A 23,084-nucleotide genomic window follows, 5' to 3' on the forward strand; every position below is an offset into this window, starting at 1 on the left:
CAGTCAGGCTGCGCCCCGGCGCAGGGTCTGCGAGGGCAGACAACCGTAGCGCTTGCGGTACAACACGGCGAAGTGACCAAAACTGCCGATACCATGGCGCAGCAGGATATCGGTGACGCTGTCACAGCTGCCAGCCTGCTGCAGCGCCGCATGTACCCGCGCCAGACGCCGGTTCCTCAGGTAGTCGCTGGGGCTCTGGCCGAGAAACTGGGTGAAGCCGTTCTGCAGGGTGCGCACCGAGACACCGCCGACTTCGGCCAGTTGCACCAGCGGCAGGGGCTGTTCCAGATGCGCTTCGATGTAGTCGCGGACACGCCGCACGTGGGATGGCAATGGCCTGCGACGCTCATCGTGCAGCTCGGCATGGTAGTTGTGCGGCAGTTGCGTCAGCAGCACCGAGACCAGGTAATCCGACAGCGCGGTGCCGAATACCGCCGGCTGCGTATCGGGCTCGCCGTGCTGGCAAAGACCACAGATGTAGTCGAGGGTCTGACTGATCACCAACAACCCCGGGTGGTCGGGTTCGACACTGATATCGAACACCAGCGGCCGGCTCATCGGTCGATCCAGCAGATGTTGCAACTGCCGCTCCATGGCTTCGCGGGCCACCCGCAGGATCAGGCTGCGGCAATCACGGTCGGTGCGGATGTAGCTGTGCTGCGACGGGGAAGAAACCGTCAGGCTGCCACGCTGCAGCACGGCGCTGTGCTGGCCGAGGCGGATCAGACCACCCCCTTCCAGGGTGATACGCACGAGGTAGAAACGCTCGATGTCACCGGCATCGATCTCGACGCTGGCGCCGTAATGCAGGTCGAACAACGCCGCATCGCCAAAGAACACGCCGTACAACTCTGAGTTCAGCGACTCCCCTGCGGGCATGTTCATGTGGTGCGGCCACAGACAGCGGCTGACCGCGTCCTTGACCTCCTTGATGCCGCCGGAACTCATGAGTTTGTGATGTCGCAAGTGATCGAACATGTTTCGTACACCCACGTAAGCAGATTCGATGACCGACCGCAGCCAGAGCATCGGCTTACGATCAACAATTCACGTGAATCAGAAAGCAATATCCATACCGCAGATGTTCTTCCAGCAGTCGACTCGGTGACCACCATTAGCCTTGGGCCCAGGGCTCGCATGGCCTGACTGCCAACTCGCCTGCCTCACTTGAGCGCACCAAAACAGGCAGCACCTCGACCTATAAGTACCGCAATGCGTCACCAGGGGTGACAGCTCCGCTTCCCCGCCATTGAGTTGCGCCTGGCGAATCCCCGTTGCGTGTTTCGATCAGCACCAGCCAGGCCCTCTACCTAGAATCGGGCCAAGCACATACGCCGGCTACGCAAGATCGTAGCGGCCTGACGCCCCACCGTCCTGATCGATGGCACCGGAGATGACAGCATGAAGACGTTCACTCGCTCTCTACAGTTACTCGCCTGCGCGGCCGTGCTGGGTTTTGGCAACCCGGCAAGCGCCAAGGATTTGCCGACCATCCGTGTCGGCTGGTCGATTCCCGCCGAAGAAATGAAGTATTGGATGATGCGTCGCGCCGATGCCTTTCCCGAGCTGGGCAAGTCGTACCGTATCGAATGGACGCAATTCCAGGGCACCGCGCCGATGGTGCAGGCGATGCTCGCCGGCGCACTCGACTGTTCATCCCAGGCCCCGCTTTCGCTCGGCCAGGGTGCATTGTCCAGTGGCCTGCAGGCCTATGCGATTGCTCAGCACGTGGCCGAGGCGCCGGGTTCGTTTTCGCTGTACTGGGCCGTGCAGGAAGACTCGCCGATCAACAGCATCGCCGATCTCAAGGGCAAGACGGTCGGCGTCAACGTTTATGGATCCGGCTCCTACGGCCAGATGGCCATGCTGCTCAAGCACCACGGGCTGGATCCGGCCAAGGACATCAAACTGGTGGAAACCGGCTTCCCCGGCTCCGAAGCCGCCCTGCGTGCCGGCCGTATCGATGCCGCGGTGATGAATCAGCCCTTCGCGGTGAGGGCCGAAGCCAAGGGCGGCGTACGCAAGCTGTTCGCCCTTGCGGATCTGATGCCCAACACCGTGCATCTGCTCGAGGTGTGCCGCAAGGACTTCGTCGATGCCAATCCCGAACTGGCCAGGCACTACATGACGGATCTGCAGAAAGCCATGAGCCTGCTGCAGGCCGACCGACCGCAAACCCTGGCGGTGGTGTCCGAAGTGACCCGCGCGCCCACCGACCTGCTCGATCAGTACCTGCTCAAGGAGAACGACTTCGCTCGCGATCCGCAGGCGCAACCGGATTTTGCCGGCATGCAGAAGATGTTCGACCAATACCTGGAAATCGGTCTGCTGAAAGCGCCACTGCAGGCTGAACAGTTTCGTCCCACCGTACTGCTGCAGCCCTGAAGAGAGAGTGAAGGCATGACCGGCCAGAGCATGATCAGCATCAGCAAGCTGTGCAAATCCTTCTACACCGCCGACCGCCACACCCATATGGCGCTCGACGATATCAACCTGGAGATCCGTGAAGGCGAGTTCGTCTCCATACTCGGCCCCTCCGGCTGCGGCAAGTCGACCCTGCTGTACATGCTCGGCGGCTTCGTCGCACAGAGCTCCGGCAAGCTGGTAGCGCAGGGCAGAACCATCAGCGGGCCGGGGCCGGATCGTGGCCCGGTGTTCCAGGAGTTCGCCCTGTTTCCCTGGAAAACCGTGATCGGCAACGTCATGTATGGCTTGCGCGAACAGGGTGTCGGTCGGCGTGAAGCCCGCGAGCGGGCGATGGCCCTGCTGATCAAGGTCAACCTGGCGGATTACGCCGACTTCTATCCCAAGGAGCTTTCCGGTGGCATGCGCCAGCGCGTGGCCATCGCCCGCACCCTGGCCTACGACCCGGCGATCCTGCTGATGGACGAACCCTTCGGTGCACTGGATGCACACACCCGTACGGTGCTGCAGAACGAGTTGCTGGATATCTGGGAGCGCGACCGCAAGACGGTGATGTTCGTTACCCACGGCGTCGATGAAGCGGTGTTCCTCTCCGATCGCGTGGTGGTGATGACCCGTTCCCCCGGCCGCATCAAGGAAATCGTCGACATCGACCTGCCGCGGCCACGGGTGCGCAGCGAACTGTTGGTCAACCGTCGCTACCAGGACTACATCGTCTATCTCGAGCAGTTGATCGAAGACGTTCACCTGGAGGCCCGCAGCGCATGAGGGCTTCTGGTCATTATCAGCTGTTCGGCAAGCTCGGCCCGCTGCTGGTGGTGCTGACGTTGCTGCTGATGTGGGAAATGACGGCGCGCTGGATGCAGCTCGACGGTTTTCCCACCGCAGGAGAAGCCTTGCGCCAGTTACCGGTGATCCTCACTGACGGCCAGGCCCTGAGCGGTATCGGCGACTCGTTGCGGCGCATGGCCTGCGGCATCGCCCTGGCCTTGGCGTTCGCCGTGCCCGTGGGCCTGTGCATGGGCCGCAGCGAAACCCTGGCGCGCCTGCTCAACCCGCTGCTCAGTGTGGTCTACCCGATTCCCAAGGCGGCACTGATGCCGATGGTGATGCTCTGGTTCGGCATTGGCGACCTGTCGAAGATCCTGGTGATTTTCCTCGGCGTCAGCCTGCCATTGCTGTTCCACAGCTACCACGGTGCCCGCAGCATGGACGAGAAACTGCTCTGGTCGGCAGCGGCCATGGGCATGGGCGCCCCGACGCGACTGTTCAAGGTGGTGCTGCCGGCAGCCCTGCCCGATGTCCTGCTGGGTTGCCGCGTCGGTCTGTCCATGGCGCTGATCGTGATGATCAGTTCGGAAATGATCGCCCGTCAGTCCGGTGCCGGCGACCTGCTGTTCAATGCCATGGACATGGCGCTCTACCCGGATGTGTACGCCATGATCCTGATCCTCGCCACCCTGGGTTTCCTCCTCGACTGGCTGTTCGAGCGCCTGCGCCGACGCCTGACCCACTGGGCCGAAACCCGCCAGGACAGCCACAGTGGAGCCGCCTCATGAGACGCCTCGCCAATTCGTTACTACCCCTGATCCCCCTGCTGCTGTTGGCGCTGGTCTGGGAAGCGAGCACCCGCCTCGGCTGGGTGGCGGCCAACCTGTTGCCCGCGCCGAGTGCGGTGCTCATGCGCCTGGCGCAATTGCTGCCGCAGGCGGAGTTCCTCTTTCATCTGCAACAGACCCTGATCCGGCTGCTCGGCGGGTTCGCCATCGCTCTGGTGTTCGGCGTGACCATTGGCCTGCTGGCCAGCCGGGTGGCCGGCGGCCTGCTGGAAACCGTAATCCGCGTGCTCGCGCCGATTCCGAAGATCGCCTTCTACCCGGCTTTCGTACTGATCTTCGGTTACGACCATGCATCCAAGATCGCGCTGGTGGTGGCCGACGCGATCTTCCCCATTCTGCTGGCAACCTTCCATGGCGCCCGCTCGGTGGAACCCAAGCTGTTGTGGTCGGCCCGCGCCGCCGGAACGGGCCGCACCGCCAGTCTGTACCGGGTGGTGCTGCCAGCCACCTTGCCAGCGATTCTCACCGGCTGCCGGATCAGCCTGCTGATCGCCTGTGTGACGGTGTTCCTGGCCGAGATGATCTCCTCCACCGACGGCCTCGGCCATCTGCTCAGCCTGGCCGCCCGCTCGTTCCTGATGGTCGACATGTTCGTGCCATTGATCGTCATCTCGCTGATCGGACTGCTGCTCAACGTCACGCTGCAATACACACGCAAGTACCTGCTTCGGGGCCAATCCTGAAGCCTGATCGTTAACCGCCAACGGCATCTGGCCGATCTCCTTTCTCTGCCGCACATGCGATGGACGGGAGCCGGCTGCCAAAAAAACAGGAGTCGCAACATGAAAATCTGTGTTCTGGGTGGAGGGCATGGCTGCTACGCAGCCGCCGTGGAGCTGAGCGAAGCAGGGCATCAGGTGAATTTCTGGCGGCGTGACAGCGCGGCATTCGCGGCAATCCGCGACCAGAGCGGAATTCAGGTACGGGATTATCGCGGCACCCGACTGCTACCACTGGGCGACAGCAATAGTGGCCTGCAGCTGATCGATCAATTGGACGCCGCCGTGGATGGCGCCGAACTGATCGTCATCCCACTGCCCTCGACCACCCACCAGGATCTGGCCCAGGAACTGGCGCCGCTGCTGCAGAGCGGCCAGGTGGTGTTCCTGCCACCAGGTACCTTCGGCAGCTACCTGTTCGCCAAAGCCATGGCCGACGCCGGTAATTCCGCCGAGGTGGCCTTCGCCGAAACCGGCACCCTGCCCTACCTGGCCCGCAAGCACGGCCCCGCTGAGCTGGTGATCAGCTGCTATGCCACGCGCCTGCCCACCGGCGTATTCCCGGCGCGCCTGAGCGAACACGCCTTCACCGTGCTGTGCGCCGCCTACCCGAGCGTCGAGCCGATCGAAGACGGCCTGTCCGGCGCACTGATGAATGCCGGGCCGATCATCCACCCGCCGCTGATCATGATGAACGCCGGCCCCCTGGAACACTTCGAGCGCTGGGACATCCACAACGAAGGCACGCAACCGTCGATTCGCCGGGTCACCAACGGCCTGGATGCCGAGCGCATGGCCGTACGCGAAGCCCTGGGCTACGGCGCGCCACACTTCCCACTGGCCGATCATTACACCAGCGACGGCGACGAATGGATGTACGGGCGTGGCGCCCACGGCAAACTCACCGACAGCGGCGACTGGCGCGAAGACATCGACCTGCAGCGCCACCGCTACATGCTGGAAGACACTCGCCTGGGCCTGTCGCTGCTGGTTTCCGTGGGTCGCTGGGCCGGCGTGCCGACGCCGATCGCCGCCGGGCTGCTGGCCATCGCCTCCGCCGTAGCCGAACGCGACCTCTACGCCGAAGGCCGTACCCTGGAAAATCTCGGCCTGTCGCAACTGTCCCGCGAGCAGATGCAGCACCTGCTGCGTGAAGGAGTGTTGCCATGAAAACGGTACATATCATTGGTGCCGGACGCATGGGCCAGGGTATGGCGCTGGCCTTCATCCAGGGCGGTCTACCAGTGGTGCTGATCGACGTGAAGCAGCGCAGCCCGGAAGACGGCATCGCCTATGCCAGCCAGGTACGCGAAGCGGTCAGCCGCGAACTGCAGGCCAAGGTCGAGCTCGGTCGCCTCACCGACACGCAGATGCAGATCGCCCTGGCACGCCTCAGCGTGTTGCCACGCGAGGGCTGCGAAGCCTCGCTGACCGAGGCGCGCTACCTGTTCGAGGGCGTACCGGAAGTGCTCGACATGAAACGCGAGCTGTTCGCCTGGCTCGGCGGCTGCATCCCGGCCGATGCGCGAGTGGCCTCCACCACCTCGACCTTTCTGGTCAGTGAGCTGGCAACCTTCATCAGCGAACCCCAGCGCTTCATCAATGCCCACTGGCTGAACCCGGCGGATCTCATACCGCTGGTGGAAGTCAGCCGCAGCGAGATCACCGATCAAGCCGTGGTCAACGACATGGTCGAGTTGCTGGAGAGTATCGGCAAGGTGCCCGTGGTCTGCTCCGCCTCACCCGGCTACATCATTCCGCGCATCCAGGCGCAGGCGATGAACGAGGCCGCGCGCATGGTCGAGGAAGGCGTGGCCAGCGCCGAGGATATCGACAAGGCCATCCGCGCCGGCTTCGGCCTGCGCTTCGCCGTACTCGGCCTGTTGGAATTCATCGACTGGGGCGGCGGCGACATCCTGTTCTATGCCTCGAAGTACCTGTCCGGCCAGCTTGGCGAACGCTTCGAGTGTGCCGATATCGTGCATGAAAACATGGCCAACGGCCGTAACGGCCTGCGCGATGGCCAGGGTTTCTACGACTATGCCGGCCAGGACATCGGTGCCTACAAGGCGCAGCGCATGCGGGAATTCTTTCGCCTGCTGGATGCAACGGGACTTACGGCTCGCTTCGACCAGGCACTGGAAATAAAAGGTTGAGCAAGTGCGCGGGCAGGTACGCGCGCCAGCCGCGCGTCAGCATGCCGGCGCCGCCGAGCTTCTTGGCGGGTGCTGGAATTAGTAGAAATGTCTATGATTGCCCGTCGACTTTCACAAAGCAGCCCCTCCATGTCCATCCCCAAGAAACGCCGCAGCCGCTACAACCCCGCCAGCGAAGATTTTCACAAGGAAGAGTTCCCCTTCTACTGGTTGGCGCGCGTGCACGGGCGCTACTCCATGGCCATGGAGAAGCTGCTCAAGCGGATCGACCTGGACATCCCGCGCTGGCGGGTGCTGAACATCCTCTTCGAGAACGACAACTCGAGCATCTCGGAGATTTCCGAACACGCCGTGGCCAAGCTTTCCACCATCACCAAGATCGTCTACCGAATGAAGGACGACGGCCTGGTCGATACCAGCCAGAGCGCCCAGGACGGCCGCGTCACCCAGGTCAGCCTCACCGAGGCCGGGCGCCAGGCGTTCTTCGACATGCACGAACTCACCGACGAATTGTTCCACAAGAGCTTCCAGGGGCTGAGCGAAGCCCAGCTGCGCAAGCTCAACCAGGTGCTGGCGAGCATTTTCGCCAACCTGCCGGAACACTGATCGACCAGGGTCTCTTGCCGTTTGCCCTACCCGCGCCGGCCCCCTAGAATGCCGCGATGCAAAATGACCTCGATCAGCGTCTCACATCCCTCAATCCAGCCCAGCACCATGCGGTCACCACACCGCCTGGGCATCAGTTGGTGCTGGCCGGTGCCGGTTCCGGCAAGACTCGCGTGCTGGTGCACCGCATCGCGTTCCTGATCCAGCGGCTGGGCGTCTCGCCACACAGCATTCTGTCGGTGACCTTCACCAACAAGGCCGCCGCCGAGATGCGCCATCGCATCGAAGAAGTGCTTGGGCAGAGCCCGGCAGGCATGTGGGTGGGTACCTTCCACGGCCTGGCGCACCGCCTGCTGCGTGCGCACTGGCGCGAAGCCGGCCTGGCGGAGAACTTCCAGATTCTCGACTCCGACGACCAGCAGCGCCTGGTCAAACGGGTGATTCGCGAGCTGGGCCTGGATGAGCAGCGCTGGCCGGCCAAGCAGGCGCAGTGGTTCATCAATGGCCAGAAGGATGAGGGCATTCGCCCGCAGGGGATTCAGGCCAGCGGTGATCTGTTCCTGGCGACCATGCGTGGCATCTACGAAGCCTACGAGGCGGCCTGTGCCCGCGCCGGGGTCATCGATTTCGCCGAGCTGCTGTTGCGCGCCCTCGATCTGTGGCGCAACAACGCGGGTCTGCTGGAACATTACCAGCGCCGCTTCCGGCATATTCTGGTGGACGAATTCCAGGACACCAACGCCGTGCAGTACGCCTGGCTGCGCATTCTCGCCATGGGCGGCGAAAGCCTCATGGTGGTGGGCGACGACGACCAGTCGATCTATGGCTGGCGTGGCGCGAAGATCGAGAACATCCAGCAGTTCGACAGCGATTTCGCCGGGGCCGAGATCATCCGCCTGGAGCAGAACTACCGCTCCACGGCGAACATCCTCAATGCCGCCAACGCCCTGATCGCCAATAACCAGGGGCGCCTGGGCAAGGAATTGCGTACCGATGTCGGCGACGGCGAGCTGATCAGCCTGTACGCCGCCTTCAACGAACACGACGAAGCCCGCTACGTGGTCGAAACCATCGAGGACGCCCTGCGCAAGGACGGCCTCAAGCGCAGCGAGATCGCCATCCTCTACCGCTCCAACGCCCAGTCGCGGGTACTGGAAGAAGCGCTGCTGCGCGAGAAGATTCCCTACCGCATCTACGGCGGCCAGCGCTTCTTCGAACGCGCCGAAATCAAGAACGCCATGGCCTACCTGCGCCTGATCCACCAGCGCGGCAACGATGCGGCCCTGGAGCGGGTCATCAACGTACCGGCCCGCGGCATTGGCGAGAAGACGGTGGAAACCCTGCGCCAGTTCGCCCGCGCCAACGAGCTGTCGATGTGGGCCGCGCTTCACGAGGCGGTGGGTACCAAGGTCGTCAGTGGGCGCGCCGCCAGTGCCCTGAATGCCTTCGTCGAACTGGTCGATACCCTGGCCTTGAAGGTCGAAGGCATGCAGTTGCACAGCATGGCGCAACTGGTCATCGAACAGTCCGGCCTGCTTGCCTACCACCGCGACGAAAAGGGCGAGAAGGCCCAGGCCCGCGTGGAAAACCTCGAGGAGCTGGTCTCCGCGGCACGTGCCTTCGACTCCTACGAGGGTGAGGACGGCGATGAAGAGCAGACGCCGCTGGCCGCCTTCCTCGGCCACGCCTCGCTGGAAGCCGGCGACACCCAGGCCGCCGAGAACGAAGACAGCATCCAGTTGATGACCCTGCACAGCGCCAAGGGCCTGGAGTTCCCGCGGGTGTTCCTGGTCGGCATGGAAGAAGGCCTGTTCCCCCACAAGATGAGCCTGGAAGAGCCCGGCCGCCTGGAAGAGGAGCGCCGTCTGGCTTACGTCGGCATTACCCGGGCCATGCACAACCTGGTGATCAGTTACGCGGAAACCCGCCGCCTGTACGGCAACGAGACCTACAACAAGGTGTCGCGTTTCGTGCGCGAGGTACCCCCGCAACTGCTTCAGGAAGTGCGCCTGTCGAACAGCGTCAGTCGCCCATACGGCAGCGGTAATCGCAGCATGAGCGGCAGCAGCCTGTTCGCCGGCAGCGCCGTACCGGACACCCCGTTCAACCTTGGCCAGCGCGTGCAGCATTCGCTGTTCGGCGAAGGCACCATCCTCAATTTCGAGGGCTCCGGGCCGCAGGCACGGGTGCAGGTGAACTTCGAGAACGAAGGCAGCAAGTGGTTGATGCTGGCCTATGCCAAGCTGGAAGCGTTGTAAGGGCCAGCGCCAAGCCGGCTGTGCAGTAAAACAAGGAATGCTGGTCGTGACGGCCGGCGCCCGATAATAAAAGCAACCTGGGCACGCTGCTCAACATCCCCAAGGGAGATCACCATGAACCGCCGTAACCTGTTCGGCGCCGCTGTGGCGCTGCTCGCTGCCATCGGCCTGGCCGGCTGCAAGGAAGAAACACCTGCTGCCCAGCAAGGCGCCACCGCCGCAAACGCTGAAACCTTCCACTGGAAGATGGTCACCTCCTGGCCGAAGAACTACCCGGGCCTGGGCACCGCCGCCGAGCGCCTGGCCGAACGCATCAACGCCATGAGCGCCGGGCGCCTGACCGTCAGGGTCTATGCCGCCGGTGAGCTGGTTCCGGCTCTGGAAGTGTTCGATGCGGTGTCCCGCGGCACTGCCGAAATGGGCCATGGCACGCCTTACTACTGGAAAGGCAAGGTACCGGCCGCACAGTTCTTCTCTTCGGTGCCGTTCGGCCTGTCGACCCTGGAAATGAACGCCTGGCTGAGCAAGGGCGGCGGTCAGGCCCTGTGGGACGAGACCTACGCGCCGCACGGTGTGAAACCGCTGTCGGCGGGTAACACCACCATGCAGATGGGCGGCTGGTACAACAAGGAAATCAACTCGCTGGCCGACATCAAAGGCCTGAAGATCCGCATGCCTGGCCTGGGTGGTGAAGTCTGGAGCAAGCTTGGCGCCATCACCGTCAACCTGCCTGGCGGCGAGATCTTCACCGCCCTGCAAACCCACGTGATCGACGCCACCGACTGGGTCAGCCCGTACAACGACCTGGCCTTCGGCCTGCACAAAGCCGCCAAGTACTACTACTTCCCGGGCTGGCAGGAACCACAGGCAGTGGTCGAGTCCATGGTCAACCAGAAGGCCTTCGACAGCCTGCCTGCCGACCTGCAGGCCATCGTCGTCGAAGCTGCCCGCGCCGCGACCCTGGACATGATGGACGACTACGTTTTCCACAACGCCAAGTCCCTGGCTCAGCTGAAGGAACAGGGCGTGCCGATCAAGCGCTTCCCCGACGAAGTGCTGGATGCCATGAAGCGCGAATCTCAAGTGGTACTCGAAGAACTGGCGGGCCAGAACGACCTGAACGGCCGCATCTGGCGTTCGATGAAGACCTTCCAGGACGAAGTCACGCCGATGAGCGCGGTGACCGAGCAGGAACTGTACAACTGGCGTTGATCAGCCAGCCGAAAAACGGAACCCGCAGGTTCCGTTTTTTTTGCCTGCAGCCAGAGTTCAGAAACCCAGTGCACAGCCATCCTTGCGTGGATCGGACGCTCCGGTGAGGGTACCCTTTTCCCAATCGATCCAGATCAGCTGTCCACCACCCAGTGGCGTTTCGTGCCGCTCCAGTCGGTGGCCCATGCCCTGCAGCGCTTCGCGCACCTGAGGGCTGACGCCGTCCTCGACCAGCACCTTGCCGTCCTGGTAGATGACCCGCGGCGCGTCCAGCGCCTCCTGCGGATCCAGACCGAAATCCAGAATACCGGTGAGAACATGCACCTGACCGGTGGGCTGGTAGTCGCCCCCCATGACGCCCAGTGGCGCCTGCACGCGGCCATCACGCATCAACATGCCCGGCATGATGGTATGCATGGGGCGCTTTCCCGGTGCCAGGCAGTTGGGATGCTCGGGGTCGAGGCGGAAGCTCAGGCCACGGTTCTGCAACAGCACACCACTCTGCGGCGCCATCACGCCACTGCCGAACTCATGGTAGATGGAGTTGATCAGGCTGACGGCATTGCGTTGTCCGTCGACCACACAGAGGTAGACAGTATCGGAGTGTTCGAACAGTGGCTCGGGCAAATCGGTGCACGCGTGCTGCGGATCGATCTGCCGCTGCATGCGCGCACTGTGCTCGGCCGACAACAGTCGCTCGACGGGAACCTTGGCGAACTCCGGGTCGGCGAACCGCTGGTCACGCTCATGGTAGGCCAGTCGCGCCGCCTCGATTTCCAGGTGCAGGCGCCGTGCGCCGTTGGCCTCCGGCCCCTGCTCGAAGCCGGCCAGGGTATTGAGCATCAGCAAGGCCGTCAGGCCCTGGTTGTTCGGTGGTACCTGATACAGCTGGTAACCCTTGTAGTCGGTGTGGATGGGCTCGACGTACTCCCCCCGACAGGTAGAGAAATCCTCCAGGCTGTGCACACCACCGAGGCTGCGCAGATGGTTGACCATATCCTCGGCGACCGGGCCTTCGTAGAAGCCGGCGCGACCTAGCCGGGCGATGCGTCGCAGGGTACGACCCAACTCGACGTTGCGATGAATGTCACCCGCCCTGGGAATCCGCCCATGGGGCAGCAGCACCTTGGCCGCCTCCGGAAACTCGGCCAGCCAGGACGCGTTGTGAGCCCAGTCCGCGGCCACGCGGTCGGCGACCACATAGCCGTTCTCGGCATAGCCGATGGCGTCCTGGAGGATTTCGCCGAGCGGCAGGCTGCCGTGATCCTCCAGCAGCCGGCACCAGGCGTCGATGGCACCGGGAATGGTCACCGCATGGGGCCCGTGGGCAGGCATCGACTCGTGGCCCTGCTCACGCATCCAGTCCAGGTTCACCGCCTGGGGGGCACGTCCGGAACCATTGAAGGCGAGCACTCGATCGCTGCCGGCCGGGGTGTAGAGCACGAAGCAGTCGCCGCCGATACCGGTGGCCTGGGGCTCGACCACGGCCAGCACGGCAGCGGCAGCGATGGCCGCATCCATGGCGTTGCCGCCACGCTTGAGAATGGCCAGGGCGGTCTGGGTCGCCAGAGGGTGCGAGGTGGCCGCCATGCCTTGGGTGGCGCGTACGGGAGAGCGGCCAGGAAGTTGCAGATTACGCATATCGGGATCTCGACAGTCAAAGCACCCGGGACAGGAACGCCCGGGTACGCGGGTGGCTGGGTTGAGTGAATACCTGCTGCGGCGGGCCCTGCTCGATCAGCTCACCCTGGTCGAGCACCACCACACGGTCGGCCACTTCACGGGCGAAGCCCATCTCGTGGGTGACCACGACCATGGTCATGCCATCGGCGGCCAGTTCCTTCATGACCTGCAGCACCTCGCCGACGGTTTCGGGGTCGAGCGCACTGGTTGGCTCATCGAAGAGCATGGCCTGGGGTTTCATGGCCAGCGCACGGGCGATGGCCACGCGCTGCTGCTGGCCACCGGATAGCTGTGACGGGTAATGGTCGGCGCGATCCTTCAGGCCGACCCGTTCGAGTAGCGCCCAGGCCTGCTCCAGCGCCTCGCTGCGGGGCATGCCAAGTACCTGGATCGGTGCCTCGATGATGTTTTCCAACGCGGTCATATGACCGAACAGGTTGAAGCGCTGGAACACCATGCCGATATCGCGGCGCTGCCGCGCGATGCTGCGCTCGGAATCGCGCACCAGGCTGCCATCGGCCCGCTCGCGATAGCCCAGCGTCTGGCCGTTGACCCGAATGCGTCCGCTCTGGATTTCCTCGAGCAGGTTCAGGCAGCGGATGAAGGTGGTCTTGCCGGAACCGGAGGCGCCGATCAGCACCACCACCTCGCCCTTGCGTACGGACAGGGAAATTCCCTTGAGAATCTGCTGATTGCCGAAGGACTTATGGATGCTGCTCGCTTCGATGATGATCTCGTCACTCGGCATGTCAGCGCCCCCTCATGAGCTTCATGGCCTGGCCACCGAACATTCGGCCTGCCGCGTCCGGGCGCCGCTCGGAACGGCCAAAGCGGTATTCCAGCCAGCGCTGGAAGAAGCCCCACAGGGTGGTCAGCAACAGGAAATAAATAGCCACTACCAGGTAGAGTTCGAAAACCCGGAAATTGGCCGATGTGATCATCTGCGTGCTGAGCAACAATTCCTGTACACCGATCACGCTGACCAGCGTGGTGTTCTTCAGCATCACGTTGAACTCGTTGCCCAGCGGCGGCACGATGACCCGGAACGCCTGGGGCATGATCACCCGGCGCATCAGCTTCGTCGGCGTCATGCCCAACGAACGGGCGGCTTCGTACTGGCCCTTGTCCACCGCGTTGAGACCGGAGCGAATGATCTCGGCCATGTAGGCGCCTTCGTTCAACCCCAGGGCGATGATCGCCGCCTGGATCGCCCCCGGCAGGACGAACCAGCCCAGGTCGATGTCCTCGAAGCGGAAGATGCCACCGGCCGCCAGCGCTGTGTACAGGAACACGATCTGCACCAGCAGCGGCGTGCCGCGCATCAGCCAGATGTAGAAGCGCACCGGGTACTGCAACAGTGGATTTCCCGAACGACGCATCAACGCGGCACACAGCCCGATGGTGCAACCCAGCAACATGGCGCAGACGCTGATCACACAGGTCAGCCAGAGCCCATACAGATAGGTGTCGCTGGGTGTCAGCAGGTACTGCCAGAAAATCTCCCAACTGAAAGTCATGATCCTGCCTCAGTAGTCCAGCTTGTCGGTTTCGACGTTCCAGGTCTTCAACATCGCCAGGTAACGCTCGCTCTGCAGCAGGTCGGCGACGGCGAACTTCACCGCTTCGGTGAGTTCGCCGTCGTCCTTGCGGATACCGATTCCGGTCAGGATCTGGCTGAATGCCGGCACCGCCTCCTCGAACAGGCCGGGCACGATATTCTTGTAATAGCCCGCGGTTTCCACCGTGGTGCCGAAGGCGTCGACCTGCTGCAGGCGCAAGGCCTGGAAGGCATCGTTATCGGTGTTGTAGACGACGATGGTCATCGGCTTCTGGCCGGCGGCGACGAGCTTCTCGTTCTCGGCCTCAAGCAACACACGGATGGTCGAACCATTGAGCGCGGCGACTTTCAGGCCCGACAACGCAGTAAGGCTGTCGATTCCCTTGGGGTTGCCCTGGGGCACGACCACCGACTGGCTGGCGTACATGTAATTGACGATATTGATGATCTCGCGGCGTTCCGGCTTGTCGAACAACTGGTCGATCACCAGGTCGCACTGTTGCGCCAGCAGTGCCGGCACCATGCCGGCGAAGGGCATCACCCGCCAGTCGATCTTCAGGCCGCCCAGGGTTCTGGCCACATCTTCGGCCACATCCACGGACATGCCCTTGGGCTTTTGCTGCTCGTCGAAGTAGGCCAGGGGTGGCGAGTCCATGCTCGAGCAGAAGGTCAGCTTGTTGCTCTTGACCAGTCGCTCGGGCAGATCGGGCGCGGCCAGCGTGGCCTGAGCCACCAGGGTGAGGGCCAGAACTCCGGCGAACTGGCTTGCGCGGCAATGCAATGAACGTGCAGATGCGGACATGTGAAGCTCCCGTTTCAGTCGATTGGCGGCAGAGTGCTAAAGCGAAAGGCTCGGCGGGTTGCGACCCACTCTCGATCTGTACGGGCCGATCAGGCCTACTTTTCGTGGCTTTGCAGGAAACTCAGCAGGGACGGCACGGTGTCTTCGATATGCTCGCGCAGCACCATCTCTGCACGGCTGGCATCACGACTGCGCAAGGCGTCGAGAATGGCCTCGTGGGCCTCCCGGGCACTGCGAGGCTTGTCCACATGCTGCAGCCACAGACGCATGTGCGGCTCGATCAGCGAATACAGCGCCGAAATCTGCTTCATCAGTCGTGGCCGCCCGCTGAGGCTGCACAGGTACTCATGAAAAACCCGGTGCCGGCGCACCCACTCGCAGCTGTCATCGCGGTATTCGTCCATGTCCTCCAGCAAACGCTCGAGCGTCGACAGATGACGCTCGGTCAGGTTGCCCACCGCCACCTTCACCGCGAGGCTCTCCAGAGCACTGCGCATCTCGAACACCTCGCGCATCTCCTCGATGTCCAGCCCGCTGACGATGGCACCACGATTGGGCCTCAGATTCACCAGGCCTTCGGCGGCCAGACGCCGGAAAGCTTCGCGTACCGGCATGCGGCTCATACCGATTTCCTGAGCGATGTCCTCCGGTTTGAGGCGTTGGCCAGCCTGGTAACGCCCCATGCAGATGCCATCGAGCAGATGCCGGTAAGCCTCTTCCTCGGCGGTCGCAGGTTGGCGATTGGCGAATCCCTGGATAGCTGACAACACGACTGACTCCTCATGACGGGGTTCTGGATTTTTGTATCCAGTTATCCATGGATGCGATCTAGCAGCATCCATGCCATCGGCTGCAGGCGCCTGGAATCGTGGGTTCGGGGAGGTGTGCGGGTCGCATCGTCGGATGACGGTGGTTCGATACGGGGCGAGGGTGGGCATTTTTGGAGCGCGCCGGGCCACTGCATATAGGCAATGGGCAAAAGCCCGAAACATTCTGTTGCTGGTCATGCCGGCTCGGCGCGGGCAAGATGCCCAGCAGCGTTTCAATAACCAAGAGAAAACCGATAATGCAGCGTTTCCTCAGTATTGCCCTGGTGCTTTGCCTGGGCCTGTCCTTCAGCTTCCATGCCGATGCCAAACGTTTTGGCGGCGGCAAGTCGTTCGGCGCCGCGCCAAGCCATCAGACCCGCCAGGCCGCACCACCTTCGCAGCCTAATGCCAATGCCGCCGCTCCGGGTCGTACTCCGGCTGCCGCCAGCGGTGCTTCGCGCTGGCTCGGCCCACTGGCCGGCCTGGCCGCCGGTGGTCTGCTGGCCTCGATGTTCATGGGCGATGGCTTCGAAGGCCTGCAGATCATGGACATGCTAATCTTCGGCCTGATCGCCTTCCTGCTGTTCCGTTTCCTTGCCGCCCGCCGCCAAAAGCTGCAGCCTAATGTCGCTGCTGCCGGTGGTGCACCGTTCCAGCGCGAAGCCCATGGCCAGCCGGCTCAGCCGTCGATCTTCGGTGGCAGCGGCAATGCCGCGATCAAGCCGGTGATCAACGCCCCGGCCTGGTTCAACGAGCAGAGCTTCGTCAATGCCGGTCGCGAGCACTTCCTCAGCCTGCAGCAGCACTGGGATGCCGACGAAATGGACAAGATCGCCGAGTTCGTCACCCCGCAACTGCTGGAATTCCTCAAGCGCGAGCGCGCCGATCTGGGTGATGGCTTCCAGTCCACCTATATCGACGACCTCGAGGTGCAGTTGGACGGTGTCGACGATCAGGCTGACAAGACCATCGCCACCCTGACCTTCAGCGGCCTGTCGAAGACTTCGCGCTTCGACCAGGGTGAAGTCTTCAGCGAAAGCTGGCGCCTCGAGCGCGCGACCGGTGACAACCAGCCTTGGCTGGTCGCCGGTATCCGCCAGAACGGCTGATCCCCACGCGTGACACAGAACCCGGGCTTGCCCGGGTTCTGTTTTTTGGCGCCCGGGTGCTTGGTCGTTGCGCCACAGCGCAGGATGCGCACCCCAAAGTCCGCAACGAGGCCGATAAGATATCCACACTCCAACCGACGTGGCGTTTTGCCTTTTTCCGACTTGTGACTATTTTCCATTCAGCGTAAAAAGCTGCGCTATTACAAGAGTATTGAACCAGACGGCGGCTGACCGAGCGCTCGTCTGTTTGTGCTTGCCAAGCCTGATGAGAATCACCGACCTCTGCTGGAGCCGCTCGTGGAAGAAGTCATCGAACAACTGCGTGAACTGAACGAACCGGTGCCGGTACCGCTGGAGTTGCCGGAAGAAGAGTTGCTGGTGGAGATCGAGGAGCAGATCCTCATCAATCTGCCGTTCGAGCTACGCGAGTTTCTGCTCAAGGTCAGCGACGTGGTCTACGGCCGCCTGGAGCCGGTCACGGTCACCGACCCGCAGTCGCACACCTACCTGCCGGAAGTGGCCTCGGTAGCCTGGTCGCTGGGCGTACCCCGCGAGCTGGTGCCGATCTGCGAGGATCAGGGCAACTACTACTGCGTCGAGCAGGACGGCACCGTACTGCTGTGGGATGGCGAAGAAGAAGACCTTACCGACGAAAGCTGGGACTCGGTGTGGCACTGGGTGCGTGAAGTCTGGCTGGAAGAGTGACAGCAGCTGCAAGACAAGCATTCAGCGCTGACCCAGCTTGGGTAACCTGGCATCGAGCGCAGCGATACCGAAGAGACAGCCAGCACTTCGCCTCGCTCAGTGACCCGCTGTAGCAGCGCAAACGCAAAGCCCCGTGCTCGCTTTCACGAGCACGGGGCTTTTTCTTGCAGCTTGTGGCTTGAAACTTGTCGCTGCCTCAGTGATGCCCGGGTGTCTCGGGCTTGTCGAGCGTCTCGAACAAAGCGATCTGCAGGCGTGTGTGCACGCGGATGAACCAGCGCCACAGCAGCGCCGCCACTCCGGCGGCGACCACGCCGACCAGCAACAACATGTCGTTGGACGGCAGGATGCTCGACGACAGTGCCGTCAGCAGCACCATGATGCCGACCAGCGACAGCAACGGAATCACCTCGGAAATCACCTTGCGCACCCGCGCCGTATGGCGACCGGCTTTCTCCTGGCGCACGCCCATCTCGGCGAGCAGCATGGAGAGCGCCTTGATCTTGCGGTACGCCGCGATCAGGCACGGCAGCGACAGCAGCAGCGCCGCGCCCCAGATAACTGCCTTGCGCAGGTTTTCCTGATCCAGCCACTGGCCCAGCCAGGCACCGATCTGCGTGGCGAAGAAGGCGATGCCGAGGAAGATCGCCACCACGAATGCCAGGTTGACCAACACCTGCAGGACGATCTTGCGGATCATTCCCGCCAGTATCGCGCCCTGGCCTTGCGGCTGGATGCTGCGCAGCCACTCGCCGTACAGCGAGAATACCCGCGACACGCGCTGCGGCATCACCTTGCCCAGGCTTATCGCCAACGGATCGGCGGAGCGGATCAGGTACGGCGTGGTCAGGGTGGTGATCACCGACACGGCCACCGCCACCGGATAGAGAAAGTCGCTGGTCACCTGCAGGGTCATGCCCAAGGTGGCGATGATGAAGGAGAACTCGCCGATCTGCGACAGACCCATGCCCACGCGCAGCGAGGTGCGCCCGTCGTTGCCGGCGATGAACGAACCGATGCTGCAGGAAAATACCTTGCCGACGATCACGGCGACGGTGATTACCGCGATCGGCCAGGCGTATTCGACCAGCACAGTGGGGTCGAGCAGCAGGCCGATGGCAACGAAGAAGATGGCGCTGAACATGTCTCGTACCGGCTCGATCAGACGCTCGATCTGCACCAACTGGCGAGACTCGGCCATGATCGCGCCGATCAGGAAGGCGCCCAGCACCATGCTGTATTCCAGCTTGACCACCAACAGGCAGAAACCGAAGCATATGCCCAGCACTGCCACCAGCAGCATCTCGTTGCTTTCGAACTTGGCCACGTAGGCGAGGATGCGCGGCACAAGGATGATGCCGATGACCAGGGCGACGATCATGAACAGCGACAGTTTGCCGACGGTGGCGAACACCTCGCCGGTTTCCACGCTACCGCTCAGGGCGATACCGGAGAGCAGCGCGATGATGCCGATACCGAGGATGTCCTCGACGATCAGTACACCAAAGATCAGTTGGGCGAAGCGCTCGTTCTTCATCTTCAGGTCGCCGAGCGCCTTGATGATGATGGTGGTCGAGGAAATCGCCAGGATCGCACCGAGGAACAGCGAATCCATGGTGTTCCAGCCGAAGTAGCGGCCAATCTCGAAACCGATCCAGATCATCAGGATGATTTCCAGGAACGCCGCGATGAAAGCCGTTGCCCCGACGTTGAACAGCTTGCGCAGGCTGAATTCCAGCCCCAGGCAGAACATCAGGAAGATCACCCCCAGCTCGGCGAGGGTGCGGATGGTCTCTTCATCGTGGATCAGGCCGAACGGTGGCGTATGCGGGCCGATCAGAAAGCCGGCGAGGATGTAACCGAGCACCACTGGCTGCTTGAAGCGGTGGAACAGCACGGTGACCACGCCGGCCACCAGCATGATCACCGCTAGATCCTGGATGAAGCTGATGGCATGCATGAGGAAACTGCTCCTTTTTTTGGGCAGGCACAAGCGCGCTCGGGCGGCTGCTCGATGGCTCACGTGAGCCTGCTGAAGAATGGGGGTTATCGGCCCGTTGCTGGGCCACTTTGACCGCAGGTTAACATCCGAGCCGTACCCGTCGCGATGCGGCAATATTCGGAAACATTTGCCTCCAAGCGCCAGCCGCACGCGGTTGTGCAGGTACCGCAAAAAGACGCTCGACGCTGTTTCCAGGTCACCGGCAGCACGCATGACAGCCTGGTTTTCAGGCATCGAGCACGTACCACGACCTGCAGAGAAACTGCACATGGTCGCCAGCGACATTTCACGACAGCCTGCAGACCGCCCTGCACCTGTACCCGATCAACCGTGGCATTCTCATGACACTGTGCTGCCCAAGTACCAGCACCGATAACCGACCCAACCCCGGTGGATGAATAAAGCGCCAGCTACGCGCCCCGATCCCCCAACGCGAGACCCACCATGCAATTCGCCGATATCCAGGAAGCCGAAGCCTTTCTCGCCGCCAACCCGCAAGTACGCAGCATCGAGCTGTTCTTGATCGATGCCAATGGCGTGCCACGCGGCAAGCTGCTGCACCGTGACGAACTGCTGGCCATGTACCGCAACGGCCGGCCACTGCCGAGCACCATTCTTGGCCTGACCATCAATGGCGACGATGTCGAGGAAACCGGGCTGGTCTGGGAAGTGGGCGATGCCGATTGCTGGACTTACCCACTGCCGGGCAGCCTGACCCTGCAGCCATGGCGCAACCACCCTACCGGGCAGGTGCAGGTAAGCATGCACCCCGAGCAGGGCTTGCCGGCAGCCCCCGCCGACCCTCGGCACGTGCTGATCCGCTGCATCGATGCGCTCAAGGCCGATGGCCTGCATCCGGTGATGGCGGTGGAGCTGGAGTTCTACCTGCTCGACCGCGAACGAGGCGAACAGGGTCGACCGCTGCCAGCGCGGCAGATGAACGGCCAGCGCCCTCACGCCACCCAGGTGTATGGCGTGTACGAGCTGGAACAGTTGCAGCCGTTTCTCGACGATCTCTATGCCGCCTGCGAAGCCCAGGGGCTGCCGGCGCGCACGGCGATCTCCGAGTACGCACCGGGCCAGGTCGAGATCACTCTGGAGCACCGCTTCGACGCCTTGCAGGCCATCGATGAAGGCGTGCGCTACAAGCGCCTGGTCAAGGGTGTCGCCAATCGCCACGGGCTACAAGCCTGTTTCATGGCCAAGCCGTTCGGCGATCTGGCCGGCTGTGGCATGCATATGCACGTCAGCCTTGCCGACGAGCAGGGCAACAACCTGATGGCGTCGGAGCTTTCCGATCTTGAAGGCAGCCACGGCACGCCGCTGTTGCGTCACGCCATCGGCGGCATGATGGCCACCCTGCTCGATTCCCTGGCACTGTTCTGCCCCAACGCCAACTCGTTCCGCCGTTTCCAGGCCAACAGCTACGCACCACTGGCCAAAAGCTGGGGCGTGAACAACCGCACCGTGTCGTTCCGCGTACCGGGCGGCCCGGCGGCCAGCCGGCATATCGAGCACCGCATCTGCGGCGCCGATGCCAACCCCTACCTGGCGGCGGCGGCGATCCTCGCTGGCATCCATCACGGCGTCAGCCAGAAAATCGACCCGGGCACCCCCATCGTCGGCAACGGCTATGCTCAGGCCACCGACGTGCTACCCACCGACTGGCTCGGCGCCCTGCGCGCCCTGGAACAATCGGAATGGGCGAAGGAAGCGCTGGGTGCGGATTTCCTCAAGGTGTTCCTGGCGATCAAGCAGACCGAGTATCGCCAGTTCATGGCCGAGGTGGGTGAGCAGGATTGGCGCTGGTATCTGAATCAGGCGTGAAATCACGAGGTTCATGTAGGGGCTGCGGGGGCGCCTAGCCTTGCTGGCGATAGCGGGTGATCGCCATCACTGGCGTGGCGAACACCGTATCGTGTTCATCACTGTTCATCCGTGTGGATCGAATCAGCGCTCTTGCTCCTGCGGTTCGGCGCTGACCTTCAGGTAATTGCCCACCACGCTGATACCGGCGCCACCATATTGCTGACATTTCGGATCGAAGACTTCCAGCACACGAACATCCAGCCCCTCATGGAACAGCTCGACGGCACAGCCCTGAGGCAAGTCCGCTGCCGTCAGCTGGAAATAGGCTTTCTCGCCCTGCAGCGCCCCCTGCAGATCGCCGATGGCAGCCGGGCCGTAGTCCTCGACCTTGGCGCCCGCACGCAGCGGGGAAAAATGCGCGCGGTAGCTGCCGTCCGGCTGACGGCTGATGTCCAGGCTGCTCCATACCGCCGCGCCGGAGTAACGCAGATAGCGCCCTTCGAGGCTGGCGCCGAGGGCCTGATAATCCAGCGCCGCGGATACGGAGCGCAGATTGTGACGCGTGGCCGTGCCCTGCATGCCGCCGGTCAATGCCAGATTCAACCAGGCCCGGGCCTGGCCCGTCTGCTTGAGGCGCAGGTTGGCTACCACCAGATTGTTCAACGCCAGCTCACGGGCGGCGCTGTCCTCGCCTTGCTCGGCACGTCGCAACTGGCGCTCGAAGGCGTCTGCAGCCTCATCGTAACGTCCCGCCTGATAGGCTGCGGTACCGGCCGCGTTGCACAGGCTGACGCTATCGCAGGACTGCGGTGTGGCCTGGGCAATACCAGCCAATAGCGGCAGCAGGGCGTAGCAAAGAAGGGTGCGCTTCATGGTGTCTTCCTTGTTGATGAATGAATGGCTATGGCTCTGAGAGCGAAATGCCGGTACATACGTTGCAGCAATCGAGTACATAGACACAATCGACCAGCCAATGCCGCGCAGACGGTGGACAATCGCCCCTTTCAACCTGATGAGCCGAGCACTATGGAACCCGGAAACGCCCAACTGACGATGACCGTCCTGATGACCCCGGACATGGCCAATTTTTCCGGTAATGTGCACGGCGGCACCCTGCTCAAGTACCTCGACGAAGTGGCCTATGCCTGCGCCAGCCGCTACGCCGGTCGCTACGTGGTGACGCTGTCGGTGGATCAGGTGACGTTCCGCGAACCGGTACACGTCGGCGAGCTGGTGACCTTTCTCGCTTCGGTCAATTACACCGGCCGCACCTCCATGGAAGTCGGCATCAAGGTGATCACCGAAAACATCCGCGAGCGCTCGGTACGCCATACCAATAGCTGCTTCTTCACCATGGTGGCAGTCGACGAGCAGGGTAAATCCACCGAAGTGCCGCCCCGTCAACCGCAGACCTCGGAGGAACGTCGGCGTTTCGAACAGGGTCAACAGCGCCGTGAGATCCGCCAGGAGCTGGAAAGCCGCTATCGGGCCCTCAGAGGCTAGACGTGACGGGCCTCACAGCAATTTACGGTACGATAGAAACATCTTGTATAAAGACCCTTTAGTTATAAGTAACATTTTAATATAAAATATTGGTCTTTATGGTCGGGCAA

At 62.7% G+C, this 23,084-nt stretch carries 21 protein-coding genes; 13 read left to right on the forward strand and 8 right to left on the reverse strand.

Annotated elements, in window-relative coordinates; all coding sequences use genetic code 11:
• Window positions 1–3: 3 nt before the first annotated feature.
• Window positions 4–978, reverse strand: coding sequence for an AraC-like ligand-binding domain-containing protein (locus DNK10_RS11595; protein WP_131191657.1), 975 nt, complete (start codon window positions 976–978; stop codon window positions 4–6).
• A gap of 423 nt (window positions 979–1,401) precedes the next feature.
• Here DNK10_RS11595 and DNK10_RS11600 point away from each other — a divergent pair, with 423 nt between their 5' ends.
• The 9 genes from DNK10_RS11600 to DNK10_RS11640 all read left to right on the forward strand — a co-directional run bounded on the left by DNK10_RS11600 (window position 1,402) and on the right by DNK10_RS11640 (window position 10,994).
• Window positions 1,402–2,385 carry an ABC transporter substrate-binding protein gene (locus tag DNK10_RS11600; RefSeq protein WP_131191658.1) on the forward strand — a complete coding sequence of 328 codons (984 nt, stop codon included), beginning with the start codon at window positions 1,402–1,404 and terminating at the stop codon, window positions 2,383–2,385.
• Between the two features lie 15 nt (window positions 2,386–2,400).
• The gene (locus DNK10_RS11605; RefSeq protein WP_131191659.1) at window positions 2,401–3,192 is read left to right on the forward strand and encodes an ABC transporter ATP-binding protein; all 792 of its coding nucleotides are present in this window, start codon (window positions 2,401–2,403) and stop codon (window positions 3,190–3,192) included.
• A complete protein-coding gene (locus tag DNK10_RS11610; protein WP_131191660.1) occupies window positions 3,189–3,983 on the forward strand; it encodes an ABC transporter permease in 795 nt (264 codons plus the stop codon). The genes DNK10_RS11605 and DNK10_RS11610 overlap by 4 nt, the downstream gene beginning before the upstream one ends.
• A complete protein-coding gene (locus DNK10_RS11615) occupies window positions 3,980–4,726 on the forward strand; it encodes an ABC transporter permease (protein WP_131191661.1) in 747 nt (248 codons plus the stop codon). The genes DNK10_RS11610 and DNK10_RS11615 overlap by 4 nt, the downstream gene beginning before the upstream one ends.
• A 99-nt stretch (window positions 4,727–4,825) precedes the next feature.
• Window positions 4,826–5,932, forward strand: a complete 1,107-nt coding sequence (locus tag DNK10_RS11620) for an NAD/NADP-dependent octopine/nopaline dehydrogenase family protein (protein ID WP_131191662.1) — start codon at window positions 4,826–4,828, stop codon at window positions 5,930–5,932.
• Complete coding sequence (locus DNK10_RS11625) at window positions 5,929–6,918, forward strand: 3-hydroxybutyryl-CoA dehydrogenase (protein WP_131191663.1); 990 nt, start codon at window positions 5,929–5,931, stop codon at window positions 6,916–6,918. The genes DNK10_RS11620 and DNK10_RS11625 overlap by 4 nt, the downstream gene beginning before the upstream one ends.
• A 129-nt stretch (window positions 6,919–7,047) precedes the next feature.
• Window positions 7,048–7,524 (forward strand): MarR family winged helix-turn-helix transcriptional regulator, encoded by a 477-nt coding sequence (locus DNK10_RS11630; protein ID WP_131181362.1) that lies wholly within the window; start codon window positions 7,048–7,050, stop codon window positions 7,522–7,524.
• 56 nt (window positions 7,525–7,580) lie between these two features.
• Complete coding sequence (gene uvrD / locus DNK10_RS11635) at window positions 7,581–9,782, forward strand: DNA helicase II (RefSeq protein ID WP_131181361.1); 2,202 nt, start codon at window positions 7,581–7,583, stop codon at window positions 9,780–9,782.
• Window positions 9,783–9,896: 114 nt separating this feature from the next.
• Window positions 9,897–10,994 carry a TRAP transporter substrate-binding protein gene (locus tag DNK10_RS11640; RefSeq protein WP_131191664.1) on the forward strand — a complete coding sequence of 366 codons (1,098 nt, stop codon included), beginning with the start codon at window positions 9,897–9,899 and terminating at the stop codon, window positions 10,992–10,994.
• Window positions 10,995–11,051: 57 nt separating this feature from the next.
• Here DNK10_RS11640 and ggt read toward each other — a convergent pair whose 3' ends face one another.
• From ggt to DNK10_RS11665, 5 genes are all read right to left on the reverse strand, one after another.
• Entirely contained in the window at window positions 11,052–12,635 is a 1,584-nt protein-coding gene (ggt, locus tag DNK10_RS11645) for a gamma-glutamyltransferase (protein WP_131191665.1), read from the reverse strand.
• Between the two features lie 16 nt (window positions 12,636–12,651).
• A complete protein-coding gene (locus DNK10_RS11650) occupies window positions 12,652–13,425 on the reverse strand; it encodes an amino acid ABC transporter ATP-binding protein (protein WP_131191666.1) in 774 nt (257 codons plus the stop codon).
• A gap of 1 nt (window position 13,426) precedes the next feature.
• A complete protein-coding gene (locus DNK10_RS11655) occupies window positions 13,427–14,194 on the reverse strand; it encodes an amino acid ABC transporter permease (protein WP_131181921.1) in 768 nt (255 codons plus the stop codon).
• Window positions 14,195–14,203: 9 nt separating this feature from the next.
• Window positions 14,204–15,037 carry an ABC transporter substrate-binding protein gene (locus DNK10_RS11660; protein ID WP_131181922.1) on the reverse strand — a complete coding sequence of 278 codons (834 nt, stop codon included), beginning with the start codon at window positions 15,035–15,037 and terminating at the stop codon, window positions 14,204–14,206.
• Between the two features lie 95 nt (window positions 15,038–15,132).
• Window positions 15,133–15,804 carry a GntR family transcriptional regulator gene (locus tag DNK10_RS11665; protein ID WP_244216255.1) on the reverse strand — a complete coding sequence of 224 codons (672 nt, stop codon included), beginning with the start codon at window positions 15,802–15,804 and terminating at the stop codon, window positions 15,133–15,135.
• Between the two features lie 299 nt (window positions 15,805–16,103).
• Between DNK10_RS11665 and DNK10_RS11670 the strand changes: the two genes are divergently transcribed.
• Together DNK10_RS11670 and DNK10_RS11675 are read left to right on the forward strand one after the other, a co-directional pair.
• A complete protein-coding gene (locus tag DNK10_RS11670) occupies window positions 16,104–16,955 on the forward strand; it encodes a Tim44 domain-containing protein (RefSeq protein ID WP_131181924.1) in 852 nt (283 codons plus the stop codon).
• A gap of 297 nt (window positions 16,956–17,252) precedes the next feature.
• The gene (locus DNK10_RS11675; RefSeq protein WP_075929092.1) at window positions 17,253–17,660 is read left to right on the forward strand and encodes an SMI1/KNR4 family protein; all 408 of its coding nucleotides are present in this window, start codon (window positions 17,253–17,255) and stop codon (window positions 17,658–17,660) included.
• 196 nt (window positions 17,661–17,856) lie between these two features.
• Here DNK10_RS11675 and DNK10_RS11680 read toward each other — a convergent pair whose 3' ends face one another.
• Window positions 17,857–19,620 (reverse strand): cation:proton antiporter, encoded by a 1,764-nt coding sequence (locus DNK10_RS11680; protein ID WP_131181925.1) that lies wholly within the window; start codon window positions 19,618–19,620, stop codon window positions 17,857–17,859.
• A 486-nt stretch (window positions 19,621–20,106) separates the two neighbouring features.
• On the opposite strand from DNK10_RS11680, the gene DNK10_RS11685 reads away from it, so the two are divergent.
• On the forward strand, window positions 20,107–21,489 hold the full coding sequence (locus DNK10_RS11685; protein ID WP_131181926.1) for a glutamine synthetase family protein: 1,383 nt from the start codon (window positions 20,107–20,109) through the stop codon (window positions 21,487–21,489).
• Window positions 21,490–21,612: 123 nt separating this feature from the next.
• On the opposite strand, the gene DNK10_RS11690 is transcribed toward DNK10_RS11685, so the two are convergent.
• Window positions 21,613–22,344, reverse strand: coding sequence for a tetratricopeptide repeat protein (locus tag DNK10_RS11690; protein WP_131191668.1), 732 nt, complete (start codon window positions 22,342–22,344; stop codon window positions 21,613–21,615).
• 153 nt (window positions 22,345–22,497) lie between these two features.
• Between DNK10_RS11690 and DNK10_RS11695 the strand changes: the two genes are divergently transcribed.
• Window positions 22,498–22,974 (forward strand): acyl-CoA thioesterase, encoded by a 477-nt coding sequence (locus DNK10_RS11695; protein WP_131181928.1) that lies wholly within the window; start codon window positions 22,498–22,500, stop codon window positions 22,972–22,974.
• Window positions 22,975–23,084: the final 110 nt, after the last annotated feature.

The organism is Phytopseudomonas daroniae (genome assembly GCF_004327275.1).
Lineage (GTDB): Bacteria > Pseudomonadota > Gammaproteobacteria > Pseudomonadales > Pseudomonadaceae > Aquipseudomonas > Aquipseudomonas daroniae.

Coding starts and splice junctions, on each gene's coding strand:
- DNK10_RS11595 (WP_131191657.1), bottom strand. CDS start 978: ATGTTCGATCACTTGCGACATCACAAACTCATGAGTTCCGGCGGCATC.
- DNK10_RS11600 (WP_131191658.1), top strand. CDS start 1,402: ATGAAGACGTTCACTCGCTCTCTACAGTTACTCGCCTGCGCGGCCGTG.
- DNK10_RS11605 (WP_131191659.1), top strand. CDS start 2,401: ATGACCGGCCAGAGCATGATCAGCATCAGCAAGCTGTGCAAATCCTTC.
- DNK10_RS11610 (WP_131191660.1), top strand. CDS start 3,189: ATGAGGGCTTCTGGTCATTATCAGCTGTTCGGCAAGCTCGGCCCGCTG.
- DNK10_RS11615 (WP_131191661.1), top strand. CDS start 3,980: ATGAGACGCCTCGCCAATTCGTTACTACCCCTGATCCCCCTGCTGCTG.
- DNK10_RS11620 (WP_131191662.1), top strand. CDS start 4,826: ATGAAAATCTGTGTTCTGGGTGGAGGGCATGGCTGCTACGCAGCCGCC.
- DNK10_RS11625 (WP_131191663.1), top strand. CDS start 5,929: ATGAAAACGGTACATATCATTGGTGCCGGACGCATGGGCCAGGGTATG.
- DNK10_RS11630 (WP_131181362.1), top strand. CDS start 7,048: ATGTCCATCCCCAAGAAACGCCGCAGCCGCTACAACCCCGCCAGCGAA.
- uvrD (WP_131181361.1), top strand. CDS start 7,581: ATGCAAAATGACCTCGATCAGCGTCTCACATCCCTCAATCCAGCCCAG.
- DNK10_RS11640 (WP_131191664.1), top strand. CDS start 9,897: ATGAACCGCCGTAACCTGTTCGGCGCCGCTGTGGCGCTGCTCGCTGCC.
- ggt (WP_131191665.1), bottom strand. CDS start 12,635: ATGCGTAATCTGCAACTTCCTGGCCGCTCTCCCGTACGCGCCACCCAA.
- DNK10_RS11650 (WP_131191666.1), bottom strand. CDS start 13,425: ATGCCGAGTGACGAGATCATCATCGAAGCGAGCAGCATCCATAAGTCC.
- DNK10_RS11655 (WP_131181921.1), bottom strand. CDS start 14,194: ATGACTTTCAGTTGGGAGATTTTCTGGCAGTACCTGCTGACACCCAGC.
- DNK10_RS11660 (WP_131181922.1), bottom strand. CDS start 15,037: ATGTCCGCATCTGCACGTTCATTGCATTGCCGCGCAAGCCAGTTCGCC.
- DNK10_RS11670 (WP_131181924.1), top strand. CDS start 16,104: ATGCAGCGTTTCCTCAGTATTGCCCTGGTGCTTTGCCTGGGCCTGTCC.
- DNK10_RS11680 (WP_131181925.1), bottom strand. CDS start 19,620: ATGCATGCCATCAGCTTCATCCAGGATCTAGCGGTGATCATGCTGGTG.
- DNK10_RS11685 (WP_131181926.1), top strand. CDS start 20,107: ATGCAATTCGCCGATATCCAGGAAGCCGAAGCCTTTCTCGCCGCCAAC.
- DNK10_RS11690 (WP_131191668.1), bottom strand. CDS start 22,344: ATGAAGCGCACCCTTCTTTGCTACGCCCTGCTGCCGCTATTGGCTGGT.
- DNK10_RS11695 (WP_131181928.1), top strand. CDS start 22,498: ATGGAACCCGGAAACGCCCAACTGACGATGACCGTCCTGATGACCCCG.